Below are 22,787 nucleotides of genomic sequence, written 5' to 3'. Positions count from 1 at the left end.
ATGCATCCGTGTCACAGAAGCCCGTCCCGCGACCCGGTTTCGCACCCTGACGGGACGAAGCGGCCTTGCCTTGCCATCGCCTCCGTGCAACCGCTGCGGCCGGGGTAAAGTTCCGCGCGGCGTCGCCCGCGGCGCTTCAGGGAGGTTCGTCATGGCCGATGTCACCGTGTCCGGCGCATCCGATGCCCCGGCAAGCCCGCCATCCGGCACATCACCCGCGACGCCGGCCTCCGGACTGTCGCCGTTCCGCGATCATCCGCTGCGCGCCGGGGTGCTGGCGGAGCTGCATGCGCGCCCCTTCGTGCCCGCGGCGACGCCGGCGCGGCTGCTGCACCTCGCCTTCCTGGTGAACCGCGACGAAGCCCGCGCCGACCGCGACGCCTTCGCCGCGCTGTGTGCCGCGCGCGGCCAGCCGGCGCCTTCGAAGCAGGCCAAGCAGCACCGCGCCGCCTTTGGCGGCGTGCATGTGCGCTGGGAGCGCCACGCCGAATTCACCACCTACACCTGGGAATTGCCGGCGGAGGACATCGTCGCCGGTGGCCTGCCCTTCCACCCGTCCTCGGCGAGCCTGATGGCGTCGCTGGCGCAATTGCCGCAGCCGGGCCCGCTGCTGGTGGCGGTCGACCTGCATCTGACCACCGACACCGCCGATTCGCTCAGCCTCGAGCGGCTGTTCGACCGCGCCAGCCTCGCGCGCTCGGACGTCGAGGACGGCTTTGCCGAGATCGCCACCGACTTCCAGCCCGACGTCGCCGGCTTCGTGCGCATCCTGGTGCGCGACCGCGGCATGACGCCGGACGCCGCCGGCGCCCTCGTGCAGCGGGTGCTGGAGATCGAGACCTACCGCACCCTCGCTTTGCTCGGCCTGCCGGAGGCGATGCGCCTCGCGCCCGCCATCGCCCGCGTCGAGGAACGGCTGCGCGCGGTCACCACCGAGATGAAGAACACCGAGGGTCTCGCCGCCAATCACAAGCTGCTCGACGAGCTCACCTCGCTCGCCGCCGAGGTGGAAGCGGATGCAGCGGCCTCGCTGTTCCGCTTCGGCGCCAGCCGCGCCTATGACGAGATCGTCGGCCTGCGCCTGCGCACCATCGGCGAGCGGCCGATCGCCGGCTTCCCGACCTGGCAGCAATTCCTCGCCCGCCGGCTACAGCCGGCGATGCGCACCTGCGAGACCACCGAGCAGCGGCAGGCCAACCTGTCGCTCAAGCTCACCAGCGCCGCCAACCTGCTGCGCACCCGCGTCGACGTCGAGCTCGAGCAGCAGAATCGCGACCTACTGTCCTCGATGAACAAGCGCGCCCGCATGCAGCTGCGCCTGCAGCAGACCGTGGAAGGCCTGTCGGTGGCGGCGATCTCCTATTATGTGGTCAGCCTGCTGCACCATGTGCTGGAGGGGCTGCACACCGCCGCCGAGCATGCCGGCCTGCATTACGATGTCGGCATCGCCACCGCGCTGGCCGTCCCCTTCGTGGTGCTGGCGATCTGGATGGTGGTGCGGCGTATCCGGCGCGGACATTTCGACGAGGGCTGATGCGGCCGGCGCCGAGCGGCTGGAAACAACGAAGCCCGCCACCGCCAACGGGGCGGGCTTCGGCGACAAAGGCTTTCGGCCGGCAGGGCGGAACGGCTTCGCCTATTGCGAGAAGCCGCCGGTCGAGGGCGCCGGCGCGCCGATCCACTGCGTCCCGCTATTGGACGAGGATGCGGAGGAGGACGACGCGGCCGCCGGGGCGGTGCTGGTCTGCGGCGTGCCGATCATCGGCGACGACGACGAAGCCGCCGCCGGCGCCGGGGTCGAGCGCACGGGAGCCGCGGTGGCGGCTGCCGGCGTCGCGGCCGGGCTGGCCTGAGCCGGGCGCGGCTGCGCCGGCTGCTGGGCCGGCCGGGCCTGGGCGGCCGGCCGCGGGCGGGTGGTGCGCCGCGCCTCGGCCGCGCCGGCCTGCGAATCGAAGCCGACATAGACGACGTAGCGCTCCAGCGCCGCCGGCGTCGGCAGCGGGAAGGTGACGTCGTCGGCGACGAGGCCGAAATCGACCTGCGCCACGCCCTGGCCGATCTCCACCGGCACCGTATAGAGCTTGGTCCATACCGGCTTCGGCGTCGGGCCCTCCTCGACCACGGCGAGGCGCAGCGGCACCGTCACCTTGCCGGGGGTCCCCTTGGCACCGAGCAGCACCCGACCCTGGATGCCGACGCGCATGTTCATGTCGGGGCGGGCGAAATGGCACTCGCGCGAGAAGGCCCCGAGATTCGCCTGATAGCGGATACCGCCCTCGGCACCGTCGGTGACCTGCCAGCTGGCGGCGCCGCCGCGCACCTGCACGCCGGGGCAGCTATAGTCGTCGGGATCGATGCCAGCCGCGGAATTGGCGCCGCCACTGCCATTGCCGGCCACCACAGTCTGGGTCGAGCCGGTCCCGCGCGCGGCGGTCACCGGGGCCGGCAGCGCCGGCGCGGCCGGCGCGGCGCGCCCGACGGCGGTCGGCCCGGAGGACGAGCCGGACGTCGGGGCGACGCTGGTGGTTTCCATGGTCGAGCCGAAGCCGCCCTGGCCGTCGGCATTGCCGCCGCCCATCGGCCCCTCATTGCCGCCGCCCCCGATGCCGCCGGCGCAACCCGCCAGCAACAGTCCGAGAGCCGGCACGATGATGAGGCGGCGCGCAGAACCCGTCATCCCCGAGATGCCGAAAACGCCTTCACGCATAGGCACGTTCCCCTGTCCTCCCGGCGTGACGCCCGCCCGCAACGCAGGAGGCGCCGCCGCCATGGCCGCCATACCGCGCTTTTTTCGCGTCATCCGCCGATCCCAAAAGAGCATCCACCGCGAAAGCTGAACGGCCTTTGCGGCGAGAACATGCTCCAGTTCGTTGAATCCAGAGCGTTTTCCACCGATCGGGCCGCGAGGCCCGCCCGATGGAAGCTCCAGTGCGGCCGCTCTTATAGCAAAGCAACGCCGCGCGGGGGAACCAGGGATGACCGTTCAGCCGCCCGAACCGCCATTCGGCGCGTCCTTGGCCGGCACGATGCCGGCGGCCGCGAGCCCTTCCGGCTTGCCGACCAGGCTGAACAGCAGCGCCGGATTCTCACGGAACCGGCCGGCGACACGCTTGATGTCGTCGAGCGTCACCGCCGCCACCAGCTCGTTACGCCGGTCGATATAGTCGATGCCGAGGTCGTCGATCTGGATCTGCAGCAGCTGCGAGGCCACCTTGGCGGAACTGTCGAAGCGCAGCGCGAAGGAGCCGATGAGGTAGCTCTTGGCGTCGGCGAGCTCTTCCTCGCTCGGCCCGTCGGTCAGCAGCTTCAGATATTCGGCGCGGATCAGCTCCACCGTCTCGCCGGCCCGCTCGTTCTTGGTGGCGGTACCGCCGAGGATCAGGCCGGCATGGTCGAGCGGCGCGAGGTGGCTATACACCGAATAGGCCAGGCCGCGCTTCTCGCGCACTTCCTTGAACAGCCGCGAGGAGAAGGCCGAGCCGCCCAGCATGTGGTTGAGCACGAAGGCGGGGATGAAGTCGGGGTCGTTGCGCTTCAGCCCGATGCCGCCGAACACCATCGAGGTCTGCGGCACGTCGAGGGCCTTCACCTCCACCGCGCCGAGGCCCTGCGGCACCACGTCCGGCACCGGCGTCAGCTCGGCCTTGGCCGGCAGCCCGCCGAACATCTGGTCGAGCGCCGGGGCGAGCTGCTCGGGGGAGATGTCGCCGACCACGGCGATCTTGAGATTGTCGCGGGCCAGCGTGCGCTTGGCGAAGCCGGCGAGGTCACCGCGGGTGATGGCGGGCACGCTCTCCAGCGTGCCGGACAGCGGCCGACCATAGGGATGGTTGGGGAACGCCTTCGCCGACCAGGCGAGGCTCGCCTGCGTCGAGGGGTCGTTGGCGCGGCGGCGCAGGCCGGCGAGCTGGCCCTGGCGGATGCGTTCCACCGCCTCGTCATCGAAGCGCGGCGTCGTCACTGCGAGCTTCATCAGCTCGAAGGCCGGCCCGACATTCTCCGACAGGGTGCGCAGCGAACCACCCACCATGTCGCGCGAGGCATCGAAGCGCAGCTCGATCGCCTTCTCCGCCATCCTGTCCTGGAAGGCGCGGGCGTCGAGGTCACCGGCGCCCTCGTCGAGCAGCGAGGCGGCAAGGCTGGCGACGCCGGGCTTATCGGCGGGATCCTGCGCGCCGCCGCCGACGAAGGCGATCTCCATCGCCACCAGCGGCAGCGTGGTGTCGTGCACCAGCCAGGCCTCGATGCCGCCGGGACTCACCACGCGCTGGATGCGGGTGGTCTCGGACTGGGCGGAGGCGGGCGGGGCGAGGGAAACGAGGGCGGTCATGGCAATGAGGCCTGCGGCGAGGTTGCGGGCGGACGGAAGCGCGGCGGCGAGGCCGCCGGTCGAAAGCAGGGCGGCGAAGCCGCGCGGCGCGTGGACGGCGGCGCTCACGAGCGCTTCTCCGGGCTGGCCGGCGCGGCGGCCGCGTCGCGGGCGGGCAGCAGCTGGCTGGTCACCGCCCGCGCGGGAACGAGATAGCGCCGCGCCACCTCCTTCACCTCGTCGGCAGTCACCTGCTTCACCTCGTCCGGCCAGTTCTTGACGTCGTCGACGGTGGTGCCGGTGGCGAGCGCGGCACCATAGATGCGCGCCAGCGTCGCCTGGTTGTCCTGGGCGTAGATCGATTCGGCGACGAGGCGGGTCTTGGCCCGCTCCAGCTCGGCGGCCTCCGGCCCGTCGGCGGCCAGCTTGGCGATCACCGCATCCATCGCGGCTTCCAGCTTGGCCATGTCGACATCCGGGCGCGGCGTGGCGGAGACGCCGAAGCGGGTGTCGTCGAGCGCCGTCGACTGGTACCAGGCGCCGGCGCCGGCGGCGAGGCCCTGCTCCACGACCAGCTCGCGATAGAGCCGGCCGGTCGAGCCGCCGCCGAGGATCTGCGCGAGCACGTCGAGCGCCACGCTGTCCTTGGGCTCGTTGCGATAGGCCGGCACCAGATAGGCACGCGACAGGCTGGGCTGGCCGACGCGGGCATCGGCGAGGGTGAGGCGGCGCTCGGCGCGCGGCACCGGCTCCTTCGGGCGCACCCGCTCGGCGGTCTCGGCGCGGCGGGCGACCTTGCCGTAGGTCTCCTCGGCGAGCGCCTTCACCGCCTCCGGCTCGACGTCGCCGGCCACCACCAGGATGGCGTTGTTCGGGGTGTAGAAGCGCTTGTAGAAAGCCAGCGCGTCCTCGCGGTTGAGCTGCTTGATCTCGTCTTCCCAGCCGATGATCGGGTGGCCATAGGGATGGTTGGTGTACATCGCCGCCTGCGCGGCCTCGGAGAGCTGCGCGCCGGGGTCGTTGTCGGTGCGCATGCGGCGCTCTTCCAGCACCACGTCGCGCTCGGGCAGCACCACCTCGTCGGTCAGCACCAGCCCGGTCATGCGGTCGGCCTCGAAGCCCATCACCGTCTTGAGGTGCTCCTTGGCGACGCGCTGGAAATAGGCGGTGTAGTCGGTGGAGGTGAAGGCGTTCTCCTGCCCGCCGAGCTTGGACACCACCTGCGAGAACTCGCCGGCGGGGTGCGTCGCGGTACCCTTGAACATCAGGTGCTCGAGGAAATGCGCGATGCCGGACTTGCCGGGCTGCTCGTCGGCCGAGCCGACGCGGTACCACACCATATGGGTGACCACCGGGGCGCGATGATCGGGCACCACCACCACCTGCATGCCATTGTCGAGCGTGTATTGCGCCACCTCGGCGGCCTCGGAAGGACGGGGGGCGGCCAGGGTGGCCGCGCCGGCGGCGGCGGCAAGCAACAGAGCGGACATCAGCTTTCCAGTCGACATAACGGCATCCGGTTGGGTCATATGGGCATGCCGCGCTGCCGGCGCATCCCCGTTCGGAGAGGAAAGCCGGCGAATGCGCGTCGGGCGTGCCCGCAACATGTTCCACAAGCGTCGCACGAGTGGGGCGACAAGAACATGCTTGCGCTGGTTAAATCGCCGTAAGGGTGGCACGGAACCGCAAGGGTTCAGCCCCGGCGAGGGTCAATCCCCCGTGATCGCCCATCGCGATCGCCCATCACGAGCATCGGTCGCGGTCGCCGAGCGCGCCGGACCAAAAATGCAAAAGGCCGGCTCTGGAGCCGGCCTTGCGGGAGGAGGCGCTCAGTTGCGCTCCTTGTTGCGCTGGACCTGGTCGAACCAGCTGAGCGGGTTCCAGGCCTTGTCCTCGGGGCGGTCGGCGACCACCCCATAGGCGGCGCCGGGGGCGGGGGTCTGGAAACCCGTCGGCGGCTGGGTGAGCGATTCGCGATCCGGCTCGCCGGCGAACACCAGCGGCTTCTCTTCCTTCTTGGCGCCCCAGCCGAGGAAATCCATGCCGCTCGGCTTCAACCAGTCCTCGCGCGCCGCCGCGTTCTCGCCCTTCGCCTTGTTGTTGGACGCGACGCCGGTGCGGGTGCTGGCCATCTCGGCCGGGGTGAGCGCGCGGGTCTGCGCGTTGTCGTTGACGTGGTTCTTCACCTTCTTCGACGCCGCCTGCTCTTTCTTCTTGCGCTCGTCGTCATAGTCCTTCGGCCAGGCCGGATTCTGCGTGATCGCGGCGGCATCGCGCGGCGCGGGCAGCGTGTCGCCCGTCGGCGGCACGACCAGGGGCCCGCGCTCGCGATAATCGATATCCGGCCCCGGCGGCGCCACCAGGCCGAGGGTGGTGAGCATCTGCTCGGTGAAATTGTCTTCCTGGGCGGCGGCAGGCGCGACGCCGAACAGCGTCAGCGCCACCAGCCCCGACGAGAAGGCGGCGGCGATGGCAAGACTGCCTGCCAGGCTCCGCGCGAGAAGCTGGCGCGGCGCAAAGGTCGTTATCGTCATCCGGTCGTCTCCTGCCGACCCCCGGCCGACACAGAAGGTCGGCGCGCAGGGCTCGAACGCAGTTTTCACCTCAGGACGGCGTTTTTTGGGCGCCGCCGAAGAAAGAGTCATACAAAAGCAGCGCCACGCCGGCAACAATGGCGACGTCCGACAGATTGAACACGTACCAGTAGAAGCCGAAGGCGTGCAGCGACACGAAGTCGAACACCGCGCCATAGGCCACCCGGTCGATGGCGTTGCCGAGGGCGCCGCCGATCAGAAGCCCGAGCGCCACCGCCTCGACGCGCCGCTCGGTGCGCGCCAGCCAGAACCAGAACAGCACCGCGGCGGCGATCTTCAGCCCGCCCAGCAGCCACCAGCCATCGGAGCCGCCGGCGAACATGCCGTAGCTGATGCCGGTGTTCCACGCCCGCACGAAATCGAGGAACGGCAGCACCGTCACCTTGCCGTCGTCGCCGAAATCGACGCCGTGCAGCACCGCCAGCTTCGACGCCTGGTCGACGACCAGCGCCAGCAGCGCGTAGAGCGCGCCGGTCCGGGTGAGCGGGCCGGTCAGGCGCAGCCTCATTCGGCGGCCCGCCGGCCGGCGGCGCGCTCGCGCAGCGCCTGCGCGTCGCGCGGGGTGACGTCCGGATAGTCCGGATCGGTGCCGACCAGCGGCGAGATCTTCCAGGAGCGGGCGCATTTGTGCCCCTCCGCCTTGGCCGGCACCACCGCGACACCCGGCACGTCGTCAAGGCGGAAGGCGTCCTTCGGCCCCTCATCCGGCATCAGATGCGCGTCGGAGGTGATGCACACCTCGGCGAGGTCGACCGCGCTCACCGCCGCGAACAGGTTGGCATCCGCGACATGGATCACCGGCGCCGCCTCCAGCGAGGAGCCGATCCGCTTGGCGGCGCGCTCCACCTCCAGCGCGCCGAGCACCACGCGGCGCACCAGGCGGATCTTGCGCCACTCGTCGGCCAGCGTCTCGTCGCGCCACTTGGCCGGCGTGTCGGGGAAGGTCTCCAGATGCACCGAGCCGTCCACCGACGGGAACCGGGCGAGCCAGGTCTCCTCCGCGGTGAAGGGCAGGATCGGCGCCAGCCAGATCACCAGCCGGCGGAACACCTCGTCGAGCACGGTCAGGCAGGCGCGGCGCGTCACCGAGGAGATCGGGTCGCAATAGAGCGCGTCCTTGCGCACGTCAAAATAGAAGGCCGACAGCTCGGCGGTCATGAACTGCGTCAGCGCCGCGTTCACCCGCTTGAAATCGAAGCCGGCATAGGATTCGCGCACCACCTTGTCGAGTTCGTGCAGACGGTGCAGCACCATGCGCTCCAGCGCCGGCATGTCGGAATAGGCGACGCGCTCGCTTTCGCGGTAATGGTGTAGCGAGCCGAGCAGCCAGCGCAGCGTGTTGCGCAGCTTGCGATAGGTCTCGACCGTGGTCTTGAGGATCTCCGCGCCGATGCGCAGATCGTCGGAATAGTCGGAGGCGCACACCCACAGGCGGAGGATGTCGGCGCCGGAGGCCTTGATCACCTCCTGCGGGGCGACCACGTTGCCGATCGACTTCGACATCTTGCGGCCCTGCTCGTCGAGCACGAAGCCATGGGTCAGCACCACGTCATAGGGCGGCCGCGCGCGGGTGCCACAGCTCTCCAGCAGCGAGGAATGGAACCAGCCGCGATGCTGGTCCGAGCCCTCGAGATACATCACCCGGTCCGGCCCGCCATTGAAGGCGCGGTCGACCTTGAGGTCGTCGCGCACCTCCAGCGTGAAGGCGTGTGTCGAGCCACTGTCGAACCAGACGTCGAGGATGTCGTCGACCTTGTGCCATTCATTGGCGCTGTAGTCGGTGCCGAGGAAGCGCTGCGTGGCGCCGTCCTTGTACCAGGCGTCGGCGCCCTCGGCGGCGAAGGCGGCAGCGATGCGCGCATTCACCTGGTCGTCGCGCAGGATCTCGACGGTGCCGTCGCCCTTGTCCTTGACGAAGACGGCGATCGGCACGCCCCAGGCGCGCTGGCGCGACACCACCCAGTCCGGGCGGTTCTCGATCATGCCGTTGATGCGGTTCTCGCCGGAGGCCGGCACCCAGTCGACGCCGGCGATGCCGCCGAGCGCCCGCGCCCGCAGCGTGTCGCCGACGGTCGAGGAGCCATCCGCCGCCGCGATGTCCTTGTCCATCGCGATGAACCATTGCGGCGTGTTGCGGAAGATGATCGGCGCCTTGGAGCGCCAGCTATGCGGATAGCTGTGCTTGATGCGCCCGCGCGCCATCAGCTTGTCGGCGGCGACCAGCGTCTTGATGACGAAATCGTTGGCGTCGCCGTCCTTGCCCTTGTCGTCCATCACCCGATGGCCGGCGAACAGCGGCACATGCTCGTAATAATAGCCGTCCGGCCCGACCGTGTGCGGCACCTCGCCGAGCTTTTCGGCGATGTAGAGATTGAAGTCGTCGGCACCGTGGCCCGGAGCGATGTGCACGAAGCCGGTACCGGCTTCGTCGGTGACATAGTCGCCGGCCACCACGGGCACGCCGAAGTCGAAGTAGCCGTTGGTGCCCTCGACGCCGCGCAGCGGATGCGCACAGACGAGATGGGTCGGATCGACCTCCTTGTGGCGCTCATAGCCGGTGACGCGCGCGGCCTTGAACACCTCGGCCGCCAGCTTGTCGGCGAGGATGAAATGCTCGCCGACCTTGGCCCAGTTATCCGCCGCCGCCTCCGTCACCTCATAGACGGCGTAGGTGACGTTCTTCGAGAACGAGATGGCGCGGTTGCCGGGGATGGTCCAGGGCGTGGTGGTCCAGATCACCACCGAGGCGCCCTCATAGGAGGGGAACAGGTGGATGTCGGCAGCCTTGTCGGCCGGGTCGAGCCCCTTGGGCAGGCCGCCGGCGGTCGCCGCGCTCTTGCGATAGCCGGTGACCGGGAACTTCACATAGATCGTCGTCGAGGTGTGGTCGTGATACTCGACCTCCGCCTCGGCGAGCGCGGTGCGCTCCACCACCGACCACATCACCGGCTTGGAGCCGCGATAGAGCAGGCCGTTGGCGGCGAACTTCATGATCTCGCGGGCGATCTGCGCCTCGGCGTCGTAGCTCATGGTGACGTAGGGATGGTCCCAGTCGCCGCCGACGCCGAGCCGCTTGAACTCGGCGCGCTGCACGTCGATCCAGCCCTGCGCGAACACGCGGCATTCCTGGCGGAACTCGACGACCGGCACCTCGTCCTTGTTGCGGCCCTTGGCGCGGTACTGCTCCTCGATCTTCCACTCGATCGGCAGGCCGTGACAGTCCCAGCCCGGCACGTAGTTGGAATCATGGCCGAGCGCGCCCTGCGAGCGCACCACCACGTCCTTGAGGATCTTGTTCAGCGCGTGGCCGATATGGATGTTGCCATTGGCATAGGGCGGGCCGTCATGCAGCACGAAGCGCGGCTTGCCGGCACCCGCCTCGCGCTGGCGGCGATAGAGATCGATCGCCTCCCAGCGGGCGAGGAATTCCGGCTCGCGCTGCGGCAACCCGGCGCGCATCGGGAAATCGGTCTGCGGCAGGAACAGCGTCGACGAGTAGTCGTGCGCCTCGCCGCCCTCGGTGTCGGGCGTCTTCGGCTCGCGGCCTTCGCTGTTTCGGTTCGTCATGGACCGGCTCCTCACGCTGTCGGGCACGGTGTAAGCGCAGCGGCGAGGCGGTGCAAGGGTTTGCAACCGCCCTTAGAGGCCTCCCTGCGAGGTGGCGCCTCAGCCGGCGCCGAGGATGGCACGCGCCCGGCGGCTGTCCTCGTCCATCTGGACGATCAGCGGCTCGATGCCGTCGAATTTCAGCTCCGGGCGCAGATAAGCGTGGAACGCTACCTTCAGTTTGCGGCCATAGAGGTCGCCGGACCAATCGAACACGAAGGTCTCCAGCCGCGGCGCGCCGTCGTCGAAGGTCGGGCGGCGGCCGAAGCTCGCCACCGCCGGCCGCGCCACCCCGTCGATCTCCACCGTCACCGCATAGATGCCGTGCGCGAGCTCGATGGTCGGGTCGAGCCGCATATTGGCGGTGGGGTAGCCGAGCTCGCGGCCGCGCTTGTCGCCATGGATCACCTCCGCCTCGACGGCGAAGGGCGCGCCCAGCATGTGCGCGGCCTGCTCGACGCGGCCCTGCGCGAGGGCGGCGCGGATGGCGCTGGAGGAGATCTGCGCGCCGTCGTCGAGCAACGGCGGCACGATCTCCACCGAAAAGCCGTGGCGCGCGCCCGCCTCGCGCAGGAAGGCCGGCGAGCCGCCGCGCGCGCGGCCGAAATGGAAGTCGAAGCCAGCCACCACGCAGTCGACGCCGAGCCAGTCGACGAGGATCTCAGTGACGAAGCTCTCGGCATCCTTGGCCGCCAGCAGCGCGTCGAAGGCGAGCACCGCCGCGCCGTCGAGCCCGGTCGAGGCGAGCAGGGCGAGCTTCATCGGTTCCGGCGTCAGGCGGAACATCGGCTCGTTGGGACGGAAATAGGCGCGCGGATGCGGCTCGAAGGTCAGCGCCACTGCCGGCTTGCCGGCGGCATGCGCGCGGCGCACCGCCTCGCCGATCACCGCGCGATGGCCGCGATGCACGCCGTCGAAATTGCCGATCGCCACCACCGGATGGGCGAGGGTGGCCGGCACGGCGTCGCCGCCGCGTAGCACGATGAAGGGATGGGGGGCGGGGGAAGCGCTCATCGGGGCAACACCGTCGGAACCTGCGTCACGGATCGCGCGCAAACTGGAGAGGCGCGGCCGGCACGTCAACGGCACACCCCTAGCCGCTTTCCGCGCCCCGCGAAACCGGCGCGCCGATACGAATAAGCTATCGCCTCGACAGGCTGCGCCTAGGGTCGGTCAAATCAGGTCGGCGGGTACGGGTCCGCTCGATCGGGTCGACAAGGCCCGGCCGGCGCGCGGCTACCAGACCAGCTGCGGCGCGGCGGCGACCGGCCGGCCGGGCCCGTCCTCGATCAGCCGGGCGAGCGCCTTCGGGTCGATGGTGCCGGAGCGCTCCAGTCCCAATTCGCCGGCATGGATGCCGCCGGCGATGAACAGGCAGTCGATGCCCACCCCGAGCGCGCCGGCGAGGTCGGTGCGCAGCGCGTCGCCGATGGCGAGGAAGCGACCCGGCTCCGCCGGCGCACCACGCAGCTCGGCGGCCTTGGCGAAGGCGGCCTCGTAGATCGGCCGGTGCGGCTTGCCGCACCAGATCGCCTCGCCACCGATCGCCTGATAGGCCTCGGCGAGCGCGCCGGCGCACCAGATCAGCTCGCCGCCGCGCTCCACCACGATGTCGGGATTGGCGCAGATCATGGTGAGGTCGCGCGCCTTCATCGCCGCCAGCGTGTCGCGATAGGTCTCGGGGGTCTCGGTGGTGTCGTCGAACAGCCCGGTGCAGACCACCAGCTCGGAGGCCTCCATCTCCACCAGCCCGACGCCGGCGCCCTGGTAGATACCGAGGTCGCGCTCCGGCCCGAGATGCCACACCTTGCCGGCGCCACGCGCGCGCAGCAGTCCGGTGGTGACGTCGCCAGAGGTGACGATGGCGTCATAGGCGGTGCGGGGGACCCCGAACCGGTCGAGGATCACGCCGACATCGGCGTTCGGCCGTGGCGCGTTGGAGACGAGGATCACCGTGCCGCCGGCGGCGCGGGCCCGGATCAACGCGTCCGAAGCGGCGGCGAAGGCGTTGGCGCCGTTGTGCAGCACGCCCCAGACGTCGCACAGGATCACGTCGTAGCGCGGCGCCAGCTCGGCGAAGGGCAGCACCGGGATCGCGGCGGAGATGGACGCAGACGGCACAGACGAAGACGACGCAGACGACATGGGCAGGGCGACCTCGGCGGGCGGATCGGAATGGGAAGAGCGACGAAGTTGAGCCAGCAAGTGCCATGCCGGCCGCCCCGGCACAAGGCCGCCGGCGGTATGGCTGCCTCCCGCACTGGCAGTGCCGCGCCGGGCCAACCCTGTTCACAACACGGCCCGGCTTGCCGCTTCGCACGCGCGACAGCGCTGGACGGCGTTGCCGGCCGGCACCGTCGCCCTATCTTCATCGCGCCCGTCGATGATCGGCGACATCCGCAAGCCCGACATCCGCAAGCCCGATATCCGCAAGCCAAGGAGTACCTGATGACCGCGACCACGCTGTTCACCGGCACAGCCACCGCCAAGGGCGGCCGCCACGGCCATTCCGCCACCAGCGACGGCTCGGTGTCCGTCGATTTGGGCATGCCGAAGAACGGCGTGCTGGAACCGGGCAAAACCACGCCGGAGCACCTGTTCGCCACCGGCTACGCCGCCTGCTTCGGCTCGGCGGTGGAAGCGGTCGGCGGGCAGAAGAAGCTCGACGTGTCCGACGCCTCGGTGACGGTGGCCGCCTCGCTGCAGAAGAGCGATACCGGCTTCAGCCTGGCGGTGAAGCTCACCCTCAAGGCGCCGGCGCTGACCAGGGAGCAGGCGCAGGAGGTGATCGAGGCGGCGCACCAGATGTGCCCCTATTCCAAGGCGACGCGCGGCAACATCCCGGTCGAGCTGGCGGTGGAGTGACGCCGTAGCGGGACGGCTCGGCCCGGTTTCACGCCGGGCCGGCACCCGCCCGTCCCGGCCGATCCCCCCGCCCTATCGGCGTCGCCGTTCCCGGGAGCCCGGGTCGGAAGGCGCGAGTCCGGGGACGCGAACCGCAGACGCGGAATGACAGACGAACGCCCCGCGCGACGATCCACCGCTCAGGGCAGGACGCGTTGCTCCATCGGCAGGCGCGCCCGTCGCACGCCCCGGCAACGCCGCGAGCAAAAGGCTTTCACGGGAAAGGCGGCCCGAAGGCACGTCTCCGTCGCCGGCCGGCAAGCACCCAGGGCCGTTCACGACATGATCGCCCACGGGCCTTCCGGCAGGCATCGTCGTCGGCCGGAGTCGACCCACGCCGGTCGCTGCGAGCACGTGCATAAGCGACCGCAGGCGACATCGCGGCCAGCGCCGGTTCCGGGCAAACAGTCGGGTCGACCGCCCTGCCGCACCCGGCGGGTCGGCGCAGTTCGACGCGCGCCGCCGAAGGCCGCCTAGGCCGCGTTGCGCCGATGGTCCGGCAGCGCCGCCGGGCCGATCGGGCCCATGGCACCGCCCGGCGCCAGCGGAACACGGGGGGCGCGCTCCGACATCGCCGCGCGCAGGCTGTCCACCTGCGCATTGGCCCGGCGCGCCTCGCGGCCGGCGCTGCGCGCCGCCCGGCGATAGCGGCCCTGCCGCAGCCACACCGCGACCCCGCCCAGCACCACGCCGATGACGAGGCTCGCCAGCACCACCACGAAGAGCGGCAGCTCCGCCGACAAGGCGCCGGCAAAGGGATCCAGCACCAGCGTCACCGGATGGCGGTTTGCCACCGCCAGCATGATGAGGCCGATGGAGACCGGCAGGATCAGCACGATGGTTAGGATGCGACGCAACAGCACGCCTTCACTCCCGCTTGCTCAGGCCAGCTATTCGAGATCCACGCCGCCGTTCAGGCGCTCGCGCATCTCCTTGCCGGTCTTGAAATAGGGCACGGCCTTGCCGTCGACCGCCACATGCGCGCCGGTGCGCGGGTTGCGCCCGGTGCGCGCCGGGCGCGCCTTTACCGAGAAGGCACCGAAGCCGCGCAATTCCACCCGGTCCCCCCGGGCGAGCGCGCCGACGATCTCGTCGAGGATCGCATTCACGATGTTCTCGACGTCGCGCTGATAGAGATGCGGATTGGCTTCCGCGATACGCTGGACTAGTTCCGACTTGATCATCGACGCCCCGGCCCCTTTTTCGTCTTCGGCTCGTCGTAAATCCGAAAACACTTTATTCTCGAAACTGTTGGCTCCCCCCAAAGCCTAATCGCGAGGGTGCCAGAGGGCCAAGAGACCGTCAAGGCGAGACTGCGCCGCGGCGTCGAAAGCCGGGCCGATCACCAGGTCCGCGACGTCATCGAGCCCAAGCAGCCCCATCAGCCGCGCGCTGGCCGCGCGCAGCCAGCCGAATTCCTCGCCGGAACGCCCGGTGCGCCAGACCCGCACCGGCAGATTCTCGGCCACGTTGCGCTCGCGCGCCAGATATGCGCGGGCGGTGCGCTCGTCGCCGAGCTCGTCGACCAGGTTGAGCGGCAGGCCCTGATGCGCGGTGAACACCCGGCCGTCGGCGACGAGGTTCAGCTTCTCGCCGGAGAGCGCCCGCCGCTCGGCGACCAGGCCGCGGAACCAGTCATAGCTGTCGGTGACCAGCGACATCACCGCCGCCCGCGCCTCCGGGCTGGTCGGCTCGAAGCCGTTCGGCACCGCCTTGAGCGGGCTCGACTTGATGGTCTCGTAGGCGACGCCCACCGTCTTCATCAGGTCGGTGAAGTTCGGGTACTGGAAGATCACCCCGATCGAGCCGACCATGGCGTTGCGCGGCGCCACGATATGGTCCGCCCCCATGGCGGCGATATAGGCGCCGGAGGCGGCCATGCCGTCGACCACCGCCACCACCGGCAGCTTGCCGGCGAGGCGGCGCAGCCCGTCATAGAGCTGCTGCGAGCCGACCACCGTGCCGCCGGGGCTGTCGATGGCGATGATCACCGCGCGGGCGCCGGAGCGGGCGATGTCGTCGAACATCTCCAGCCGCTCGCGGTCGTTGCGGATGATGCCGCCAATGCTCACCCGCGCCACATGCGGCGCCGCGCGCGGGGTGAACCCGCCATCGCTCCACCACAGCGCCGCCAGAGCGGCGCCGGCGGCGAGCACCAGCAGCACCGCCACCCGCCAGAAGGTGAGCTTGCGACGCAGCCGCCGGCGCTCGATCAGGGAATCGACGTCCATCGCAGTGCCGAGCATCGGTTGCGGCCGCTCCGTCTTGAAAAATGCGCCTCTGACGTAGGGCGCAAGTTCGGCGGACGCAAGGCAGCAACCGGAAACGCGACAGGAGGCTGCGTTCAGCCGCCGTGCTTCTCCAGGAACGCCTCGACCGGCAGGGCACGGAAATCCTGAAGCGCGGCATGCAGCCGCGTGTGGTCCCAGTGCCACCAGCCGAGCGCCTGCAGCCGCTCGCCGATCCCGGCGGGAAAACGGGCGCGGATCGGCCGCGCCGGATTGCCGCCGACGATGGTGTAGGGCGGCACATCCTTTGTGACCACCGCGCCGGCCGCCACCACCGCGCCGTCGCCGATGCTTCGGCCGGGCAGCACGATGGCGCCGTGGCCGATCCACACATCGTGGCCGATGGTCACCCATTGCGCCCGGCGGCGGTCGAAGAAGCCTTTCTCATTCGCCTCGCCGTCGAAATAGTCGCCGGCGCGATAGGTGAAATGCGACTGGCTGGCCCGCTCCATCGGGTGGTTGCCGGGATTGATGCGGGTCATCGCGGCGATGGAGGTGAACTTGCCGATGGTGGCGTAGGCGATGTCGCTGTCGTTCACCACATAGGAATAGTCGCCGAGCTCGACCTCGACGAGCCGGGTGCGCTCGCCGACCTCCGTGTAGCGGCCGAGCCGCGAGGCGTGCAGCTCGGCGGTAGCGTCGACGAGGGGCGCCGGGCCCAGCTTGGTCACGCCTCAGCTCCCGAAGGCATAGCGTTCGATCAGCCGGAAGCGCTCGCCGCCATCCGCCCGCCCGTCCTGGCGGTACAGCGCGATGCCGCCGACGATCAGCGGCCCGTCGGCGCCGCTCTGTGCGAAGAGCTGCGCCAGTTCTTCCTCGGCGGCGGCGCGGTCGGCGTCGTCGAGCGGGCCGGTCAGCGTCATGTGGAAGCGGAAATCGTCGAGCACATAGGGATAGCCCCAGCGCCCGAGATAGTCCTTCTGCCGCTCGGTCAGCGGCGCGCGCAACCGGCGCTCGCGCTCCGCCTCGGTCATCGGGGCGCGGAAATCGTCGAAGGCCGCCACCGCGCCGGCGGCGAGCCGGTTCAGCGCCGAGCAGGTCGACACCGTCTTCAGCGCGAAGAAGCGGCCGATCGAGGCCAGCATCACCCCGGCGCAGGCGAAGCTCGCCCGGTCGGCGGCGAAGCGGGCGCACACCGCGCGCAAGTCCGCCTCGTCCTTGCCGGGCGCGAGGCGGAACGGCGCCTTCAGCGTGCCATGGAAACCATAGCGGCGCGGCTCGGCGGTGAGGTCGCGCCAGCGCTCCGGCGTGAAGCGCGACAGCGCCGGCAGCGGCGCCTCCCGCCCGGTCTCGGCGTCGTAGCCGATCACCGAGGAGCCGAAGCGCCAGAGCGGGCTCTTGGCCGGCGGGGCGAAATAGATGGCGTAGCGCGGGTCGCTCGGCCGGGTCTCCGACCGACGGGGCTCCGCCGGCTCGATGGCCAGTGTGTCGATGCGGCCGGCATCGGTCGGCCGGACATCGTTCAGTATCGTCGTCATGCGTCCTCCCGAGAACAGCTTCGCCTGCGCGAAGTCCCGTCGTTCAGAAGATGCGCCGGCCGGCGAGGAACACTTCCCTCACCACCGGCGTGTCGTCGATCACGTCGAAGATCATCAGGTCGGCCCGTAGGCCCGGCGCCAGCCGGCCACGGTCGGCGAGGCCGGCCAGCGCCGCCGGCCGCGAGGAGACGAGCGCCAGCGCCGCCGGCAGCGTCAGGCCGGGGTCGCGGGTCAGCGCCAGCGCGGCCTGCAGCAGGCTCGCCGGCACGTAGTCGGAGGCGAGCGCGTCGATCAGCCCCTCGGCCGCCAGCGCCCGCATCGACACGCCGCCGGAATGCGAGCCGCCGCGCACCGCGTTCGGCGCGCCGCCGATGGTGGCGAGCCCGGCCGCGCGGGCGGCGCTGGCCGCTTCCGGCGTGGTGGGGAATTCGGAGATGGTGCAGCCGGCCGCCTTGGCGTCGGCGACATGCTCCGGCGTGGTGTCGTCATGGCTGGCCAGCACGATGCCGGAGCCGGCGAACAGGTCGACCATGCGGGCGAAATTGCCCGGCACCGCCGCCCGGCCGCGCGCGGCGCGCTCGCCCAGTTCGCGGTCCATCTCCTCGGCGGTCTTGCCGATGCCGGAGAGATAGGTCTTCAGGTGCTCGACATTGCGCCATTGCCGCGCGCCGGGCGTGTGGTCCATGAGCGAGGCCAGCGACAGGCTCGGCCGCCCCTCGGCCTGCGCCACCAGCGCCTCCAGCGTCGGGTCGGTAAGCTCGCAGCGCAGATGCAGCCGGTGCTCGACGCGGAACATGCCGCGCGCCATCCCCTCGTCGACCGCGTCGAGCATCACTGTGTACAGCGCCCGGCGGTCGGCCTTGGACTGGTCGAAGCCGCCGGCGCAGATGGCGTCGAACACGGTGGTGACGCCGGAGCCGGCCATCTGCGCGTCATGCGCCAGCGCGGCGGCGCGGGCGTCCGGCCAGATCACCTTCGGGCGCGGCACGAAATGGCCTTCCAGCGCGTCGGTGTGCAGGTCGATCAGGCCGGGTGCCAGATAGGCGCCGGCGAGATCCACCGCCTGCGGCAGGTGCGAGCGGCCCTCGTCGACGGCGCGGATGTCGCCGCCCTCGACGACCAGCGTGCCCTCGACGACGGCATCGTCGAGAACGAGTCGGGCATTGGTGAGAATCGTTTCCATGGGCCGCGCGTCTCGCATGTTGCCGTGACCATTCGATGAACCCGCGCGAAACCCTTTTCGCGCAAGCACTCCGCACTCCGCACTACGCCGCCCGCTCCCGCTCGCCCGCCCGGCGCGGCTCACACCGCCTCGGCGTCGCCGTCGGAGCGCGGGTCATGCGTGCCCTCGACCTGCCCCTTCGGGTGCAGCACCACCGCCCCGGCATGACCCATCACGTCGCTGTAATCCTCCGGCAGCGCGCTCAGCTCGTGGCCGGCGCGCAGCAGGTCGTCGGCGACGCGCGAATCGAAGGCGCCCTCGACCCGCAGCCCGATGGTGTCGTCGCCCCAGGTGCGCCCGAGCAGCCAGCGTGGCCGCGCCACCGCCTGGCCGAGCGGCACGCCGAACATGCCGTAGCGGCTCATCACCGCCGCGTTGGTCTGCGGCTGGCCTTCGCCGCCCATCGAGCCGAAGGCGACGAATCGCCCATCCGCCAGCTCGGCCATGCAGGGGTTCAGCGTGTGGAACGGCCGCCGACCCGGCTCCAGCGGGTTCGTCGCCCTGGGATCGAGCGAGAAGGAAGCGCCGCGATTCTGCATCAGGATGCCGGTCGAGGGCGACACCAGCCCCGAGCCGAACTCCCAGTAGATCGACTGGATATAGGACACCGAGATGCCACTCTTGTCGGTCGCTCCCAGCCACACCGTGTCGCCGCGCGCCGCCTTTTGCGGCCAGGGCGCGGCGCGGCGCTTCTCGATCGCCGCCGCCTCGCGCTCCAACGCCGCCGGCGTGAGGAAGGACGCCGGGTCGGCGGTCAGCCGGTCATGGTCGGTCACCACGCGGTCGCGCACCAGGAAGGCGCGCTTGGTCGCCTCGACGAGGCCGTGAATATGGGCGAAGCCTTCCGGCTCGGCGACGCCGAGCTGGTCGAACACGCCGAGGATCATCAGGCTGGCCAGCCCCTGCGTCGGCGGCGGCGAGCTCCACAGCTTCATGCCGCGCAGCGTCGCGGCGAGCGGCTTGCGCTCCATCGCCCTGTAGGATTCGAGGTCGGCCCGCGTCACCGGCGAGCCGGCGCGCTCCAGATCGGCGGCGAGCTCGCGCCCGACATCGCCGCGATAGTAATCGGCGAGCCCGGCGCCGGCGAGCTGCTCCAGCGTGTCGGCGATCCGCGCCGCACGCTGCGTCGTGCCCTCGGCCGGCGGCTTGCCACCATCCTTGCCTCCATCCGCGAGATAGGCGCTCGCGAATCCCGGCACGTCCTTCAGCTCGGCGAGCTTCTCGGCGGTCAGCCGCGCCTGCGAGGCCGAGACCGGATAGCCGGCGCGGGCCTGATGGATGGCGTCCTCCAGCAGCCGCTTCAGCGGCATGCGGCCGCCCAGCCCCTTCGCCATCTCCATGGCCAGCATCCAGCCGCCGATCTGGCCGGGCACGGTGAGCGCCGCCAAGGGGCCCCGCGCGGGCACGGCATCGTAGCCGGCATCGCGGTAGAAGGCGCGCGTCGCCCCGGCACCCGCATAGCCGGCCGCCTCGATATAGGCGACCCGGCCGGACGGGCCGCGGATCAGCCAAAAGCCGTCGCCGCCCAATTGGTTCATGTGCGGATAGACCACGGCGATGGTGGCGGCGGCGGCCAGCATCGCCTCCACCGCGTTGCCGCCCTCCTCCAGCACGGCACGGCCGGCCAGCGCGGCGAGGCGATGCGGCGCCGCGATCACCCCGCGCCCGCCGTGGCGGCTCTCATGTGCGGTGAAGCGGTCCATCTCCTGCCCTCCCGAATCCACGCCGCGAATCACGCTCCCGTGGGGCGACTTGACCGGCGCGGCCGGGCATAGCAGGTTGCGCGCCGCCGATTAAGGCAGGAAGACAGCACTGGGAAGACTGATGAGCACGGGCCGTCGCATCCGCTGGGACCATGTCAGCACGGTGGTAAGCGCCGCCATTCTGCTGGGCGCGGAATTGATCGGCGCCGGCCTCGCCGCCGGCTGGGCGGTCGCCGCCCTGTTCAATGCCGGCTGGGTGACGGAGCTGATCTTCGAGGGCGCCTTCGGCCTGCTCGCCATCTACGGCATCTACCGCTTCATCGTGAAGGCCAAGAGCGTCGAGCCCTTCGTCGAGGGCTGAGACCCGTCGACACCGCCGGGCGCCGACGAATCGCGTGCCGCTCACGCCGGCCGGGCCTCCATCAGCGCCTTGAGCCGGTCGAGGTCGCGCCGTACCCAGTCGGCGTCGGCGGCAAAGGCCGCCTCGCTCATCTCCTCCCGCCGGAACAGCGTGAAGATCACCTCGCAGCCGTCGCCGTTGGCGACGACCCGCATCGGGTTGCGCATCGGCGCGCCCTGCTCGGGAATCAGCGTGTGGTCGAGCACGCCGTATTCGTTCGGCGGCGTGAAGCGCACGCGCATCGGCCCGAGCGGCGTCTCCACCCGCCAGTCGGCGCCGCCCAGCGGCACCATCCCCGCGCCGAGCCCTTCCGCCCACAGCGCGAAGTTCGCCGGCTCGGAAAGGAAGCCGCGCACCTCCTCATAGCGGCGCGCGATGCCGATGCCGATATGCAGGGCGGGCTGAAGCGGCATTGCGATCTCCAGGTCGGTTTGGCCCGAGCGGAACGGAACGGCATCGCTCCCCGCTTGGCAAGGGCGGAGCACCCCGTGCCGACGTCCCAGGCGGGCATGCCGCGCCCGCCTTTCGCGCCGCCGTCCGCCTCGCGCAAAAATCGCAGAAAACCCGCTTGCATGTGACGGTGAATATCCCTACATCACGCCTCGCCCAATATTCGCACGTGCCTGTGGTCGCGTGCCGATCGGCGGAAGTCCGGACAAGAGGCCGGAAAGTCGCCAGTCAGATCGGTAGCCGGAGGCGAAACCGGCGCACTCAGCTCTCAGCTGGGAACGTGACTTGAAGCAACGACGTAGCGGGCTTTTTTGGTCTCTGTCGGCCCTCCAAAGGTCGGGAAACTGAAGAGGCACTACTTCTTGCCGGGCGTGCGGTCGGGTTTCCCGTACCAAGCGAAGGCATCGGCCGAACGAGAGCGCTCTCCACATGCGCTCGCGAACGTGTCCGTGCCACGGCTCCATTTCATCCGGCCTTGCGGCAAAAACCGTGCGGCCGGCGAACGGAGGCGCATTCTCGCCACCGACGCGGCTCATTGACGCCGCGCGGGCGAGGGAACGTCTCCATGGGTCGAAGCTTCGGGTCACTGGGAGAGCGCCATGACCGACCGTATTCGCGAGTTCCTCCGCAACCGACGTGAGGAAGGTCCCTGCGTCGTCGTCGATCTCGACGTCGTGCGCGCCAACTATGGCGCCTTCGCCCGTGCGCTGCCGGACACCCGCGTCTTCTACGCGGTGAAGGCCAACCCGGCGCCGGAAGTGCTCAGCTTGCTCGCCGAGCTCGGCTCCTCGTTCGATTGCGCCTCGGTCGCCGAGATCGAGATGGCGCTCGCCGCCGGTGCCACGCCGGACCGCGTCTCCTATGGCAACACCATCAAGAAGGAGCGCGACATCGCCCGCGCCTTCGAGCTGGGCGTGCGCCTGTTCTCGGTCGACTGCCAGGTCGAGGTGGAGAAGGTCGCCCGCGTCGCCGCCGGCTCCAAGGTGTTCTGCCGCATCCTGTGCGACGGCGCCGGCGCCGAATGGCCGCTGTCGCGCAAGTTCGGCTGCGAGCCGGAAATGGCCGTCGACGTGCTCGAGCACGCCCATCGCCTCGGGCTGGAGGCGCACGGCGTCTCCTTCCATGTCGGCTCGCAGCAGAAGAACGTCGAAGCGTGGGACGCCGCTCTCGCCTCCGCCTCGTCGATCTTCGCCGAGTGCGCCGAGCGCGGCTTCACCCTGTCGCTGGTCAATCTCGGCGGTGGTTTCCCGACTAAGTACCTGCAGGACGTCCCGGCCGCCGAGGCCTATGGCGAGGCGATCTTCTGCGCCCTGTCGCGTCACTTCGGCAACGCCATCCCGCAGACCATCATCGAGCCGGGTCGCGGCATGGTCGGCGCCGCCGGCCTGATCGAGGCCGAGGTGGTGCTGATCTCGAAGAAGTCCGAGACCGACACCATGCGCTGGGTCTATCTCGACATCGGCAAGTTCGGCGGCCTCGCCGAGACGATGGACGAGGCGATCCGCTACCCGATCCGCACCGAGCGGGACGGCGACGCGACCGAGCCCTGCGTGCTGGCCGGCCCGACCTGCGATTCGGCCGACGTGCTCTACGAGAAGACCCCGATCGAGCTGCCGATCTCGCTCGCCATCGGCGACAAGGTGCTGATCGAGGCCACCGGCGCCTACACCACCACCTATTCGGCGGTGGCGTTCAACGGCTTCGATCCGCTGCGCTCCTACGTGATCTGAGCCGGCAAAAGCCGGCTTACCAAGGCTCCCGCGGCCGGCTCGTCCGGTCGCGACGTCTGCCGCGCCGGCCGCAATCGGTCGCGGCGACGGGAGCGTCCCGGAT

At 70.3% G+C, this 22,787-nt stretch carries 20 protein-coding genes; 4 read left to right on the top strand and 16 right to left on the bottom strand.

Annotated features, from left to right (window positions below):
- The first annotated feature begins 151 nt into the window (after nt 1-151).
- Nucleotides 152-1,534 (top strand): DUF3422 family protein, encoded by a 1,383-nt coding sequence (locus tag LGR54_RS02410; protein WP_230360372.1) that lies wholly within the window; start codon nt 152-154, stop codon nt 1,532-1,534.
- A gap of 102 nt (nt 1,535-1,636) precedes the next feature.
- Here LGR54_RS02410 and LGR54_RS02405 read toward each other — a convergent pair whose 3' ends face one another.
- From LGR54_RS02405 to LGR54_RS02370, 8 genes are all read right to left on the bottom strand, one after another.
- The gene (locus LGR54_RS02405) at nt 1,637-2,707 is read right to left on the bottom strand and encodes a hypothetical protein (RefSeq protein ID WP_230360371.1); all 1,071 of its coding nucleotides are present in this window, start codon (nt 2,705-2,707) and stop codon (nt 1,637-1,639) included.
- A 276-nt stretch (nt 2,708-2,983) separates the two neighbouring features.
- Complete coding sequence (locus LGR54_RS02400; RefSeq protein ID WP_230360782.1) at nt 2,984-4,330, bottom strand: pitrilysin family protein; 1,347 nt, start codon at nt 4,328-4,330, stop codon at nt 2,984-2,986.
- Nucleotides 4,331-4,434: 104 nt separating this feature from the next.
- Complete coding sequence (locus LGR54_RS02395; protein WP_230360370.1) at nt 4,435-5,799, bottom strand: pitrilysin family protein; 1,365 nt, start codon at nt 5,797-5,799, stop codon at nt 4,435-4,437.
- A gap of 339 nt (nt 5,800-6,138) precedes the next feature.
- Nucleotides 6,139-6,843 carry a hypothetical protein gene (locus LGR54_RS02390; protein WP_230360369.1) on the bottom strand — a complete coding sequence of 235 codons (705 nt, stop codon included), beginning with the start codon at nt 6,841-6,843 and terminating at the stop codon, nt 6,139-6,141.
- A 70-nt stretch (nt 6,844-6,913) separates the two neighbouring features.
- Nucleotides 6,914-7,411 carry a signal peptidase II gene (gene lspA, locus LGR54_RS02385; protein WP_230360368.1) on the bottom strand — a complete coding sequence of 166 codons (498 nt, stop codon included), beginning with the start codon at nt 7,409-7,411 and terminating at the stop codon, nt 6,914-6,916.
- Nucleotides 7,408-10,470 (bottom strand): isoleucine--tRNA ligase, encoded by a 3,063-nt coding sequence (gene ileS, locus LGR54_RS02380; RefSeq protein WP_230360367.1) that lies wholly within the window; start codon nt 10,468-10,470, stop codon nt 7,408-7,410. The genes lspA and ileS overlap by 4 nt, the downstream gene beginning before the upstream one ends.
- A 99-nt stretch (nt 10,471-10,569) precedes the next feature.
- On the bottom strand, nt 10,570-11,523 hold the full coding sequence (locus LGR54_RS02375) for a bifunctional riboflavin kinase/FAD synthetase (RefSeq protein ID WP_230360366.1): 954 nt from the start codon (nt 11,521-11,523) through the stop codon (nt 10,570-10,572).
- A 222-nt stretch (nt 11,524-11,745) separates the two neighbouring features.
- On the bottom strand, nt 11,746-12,654 hold the full coding sequence (locus LGR54_RS02370) for a TIGR01459 family HAD-type hydrolase (protein ID WP_255607150.1): 909 nt from the start codon (nt 12,652-12,654) through the stop codon (nt 11,746-11,748).
- 303 nt (nt 12,655-12,957) lie between these two features.
- On the opposite strand from LGR54_RS02370, the gene LGR54_RS02365 reads away from it, so the two are divergent.
- On the top strand, nt 12,958-13,374 hold the full coding sequence (locus tag LGR54_RS02365; RefSeq protein WP_230360364.1) for an Ohr family peroxiredoxin: 417 nt from the start codon (nt 12,958-12,960) through the stop codon (nt 13,372-13,374).
- A gap of 512 nt (nt 13,375-13,886) precedes the next feature.
- On the opposite strand, the gene LGR54_RS02360 is transcribed toward LGR54_RS02365, so the two are convergent.
- The 7 genes from LGR54_RS02360 to LGR54_RS02330 all read right to left on the bottom strand — a co-directional run bounded on the left by LGR54_RS02360 (nt 13,887) and on the right by LGR54_RS02330 (nt 20,104).
- A complete protein-coding gene (locus LGR54_RS02360) occupies nt 13,887-14,276 on the bottom strand; it encodes a LapA family protein (RefSeq protein WP_230360363.1) in 390 nt (129 codons plus the stop codon).
- A 27-nt stretch (nt 14,277-14,303) separates the two neighbouring features.
- Complete coding sequence (gene ihfB, locus LGR54_RS02355; protein WP_213353364.1) at nt 14,304-14,597, bottom strand: integration host factor subunit beta; 294 nt, start codon at nt 14,595-14,597, stop codon at nt 14,304-14,306.
- A gap of 84 nt (nt 14,598-14,681) precedes the next feature.
- Nucleotides 14,682-15,659 carry a signal peptide peptidase SppA gene (sppA, locus tag LGR54_RS02350; RefSeq protein ID WP_230360362.1) on the bottom strand — a complete coding sequence of 326 codons (978 nt, stop codon included), beginning with the start codon at nt 15,657-15,659 and terminating at the stop codon, nt 14,682-14,684.
- Between the two features lie 98 nt (nt 15,660-15,757).
- Nucleotides 15,758-16,372 carry a DapH/DapD/GlmU-related protein gene (locus LGR54_RS02345; RefSeq protein WP_230360361.1) on the bottom strand — a complete coding sequence of 205 codons (615 nt, stop codon included), beginning with the start codon at nt 16,370-16,372 and terminating at the stop codon, nt 15,758-15,760.
- Nucleotides 16,373-16,375: 3 nt separating this feature from the next.
- On the bottom strand, nt 16,376-17,179 hold the full coding sequence (locus LGR54_RS02340) for a DUF1045 domain-containing protein (RefSeq protein WP_230360360.1): 804 nt from the start codon (nt 17,177-17,179) through the stop codon (nt 16,376-16,378).
- Between the two features lie 43 nt (nt 17,180-17,222).
- The gene (locus tag LGR54_RS02335; protein ID WP_230360359.1) at nt 17,223-18,362 is read right to left on the bottom strand and encodes an alpha-D-ribose 1-methylphosphonate 5-triphosphate diphosphatase; all 1,140 of its coding nucleotides are present in this window, start codon (nt 18,360-18,362) and stop codon (nt 17,223-17,225) included.
- 119 nt (nt 18,363-18,481) lie between these two features.
- Complete coding sequence (locus tag LGR54_RS02330) at nt 18,482-20,104, bottom strand: gamma-glutamyltransferase family protein (RefSeq protein ID WP_230360358.1); 1,623 nt, start codon at nt 20,102-20,104, stop codon at nt 18,482-18,484.
- Between the two features lie 121 nt (nt 20,105-20,225).
- Between LGR54_RS02330 and LGR54_RS02325 the strand changes: the two genes are divergently transcribed.
- Entirely contained in the window at nt 20,226-20,465 is a 240-nt protein-coding gene (locus LGR54_RS02325) for a hypothetical protein (RefSeq protein ID WP_230360357.1), read from the top strand.
- Between the two features lie 41 nt (nt 20,466-20,506).
- Here the strand turns inward: LGR54_RS02325 and LGR54_RS02320 are convergent, their stop codons facing one another.
- Nucleotides 20,507-20,917, bottom strand: a complete 411-nt coding sequence (locus LGR54_RS02320; RefSeq protein ID WP_230360356.1) for an SRPBCC family protein — start codon at nt 20,915-20,917, stop codon at nt 20,507-20,509.
- Nucleotides 20,918-21,553: 636 nt separating this feature from the next.
- On the opposite strand from LGR54_RS02320, the gene LGR54_RS02315 reads away from it, so the two are divergent.
- The gene (locus tag LGR54_RS02315; RefSeq protein ID WP_230360355.1) at nt 21,554-22,684 is read left to right on the top strand and encodes a type III PLP-dependent enzyme; all 1,131 of its coding nucleotides are present in this window, start codon (nt 21,554-21,556) and stop codon (nt 22,682-22,684) included.
- The last annotated feature ends 103 nt before the right edge of the window (nt 22,685-22,787 follow it).

The sequence above is a fragment of the Ancylobacter sp. Lp-2 genome (assembly GCF_020523795.1).
Classification (GTDB): Bacteria; Pseudomonadota; Alphaproteobacteria; order Rhizobiales; family Xanthobacteraceae; genus Ancylobacter.
Note: the sequence above shows the minus strand (reverse complement) of the source record. Positions and strands in the feature narration are given on the sequence as shown.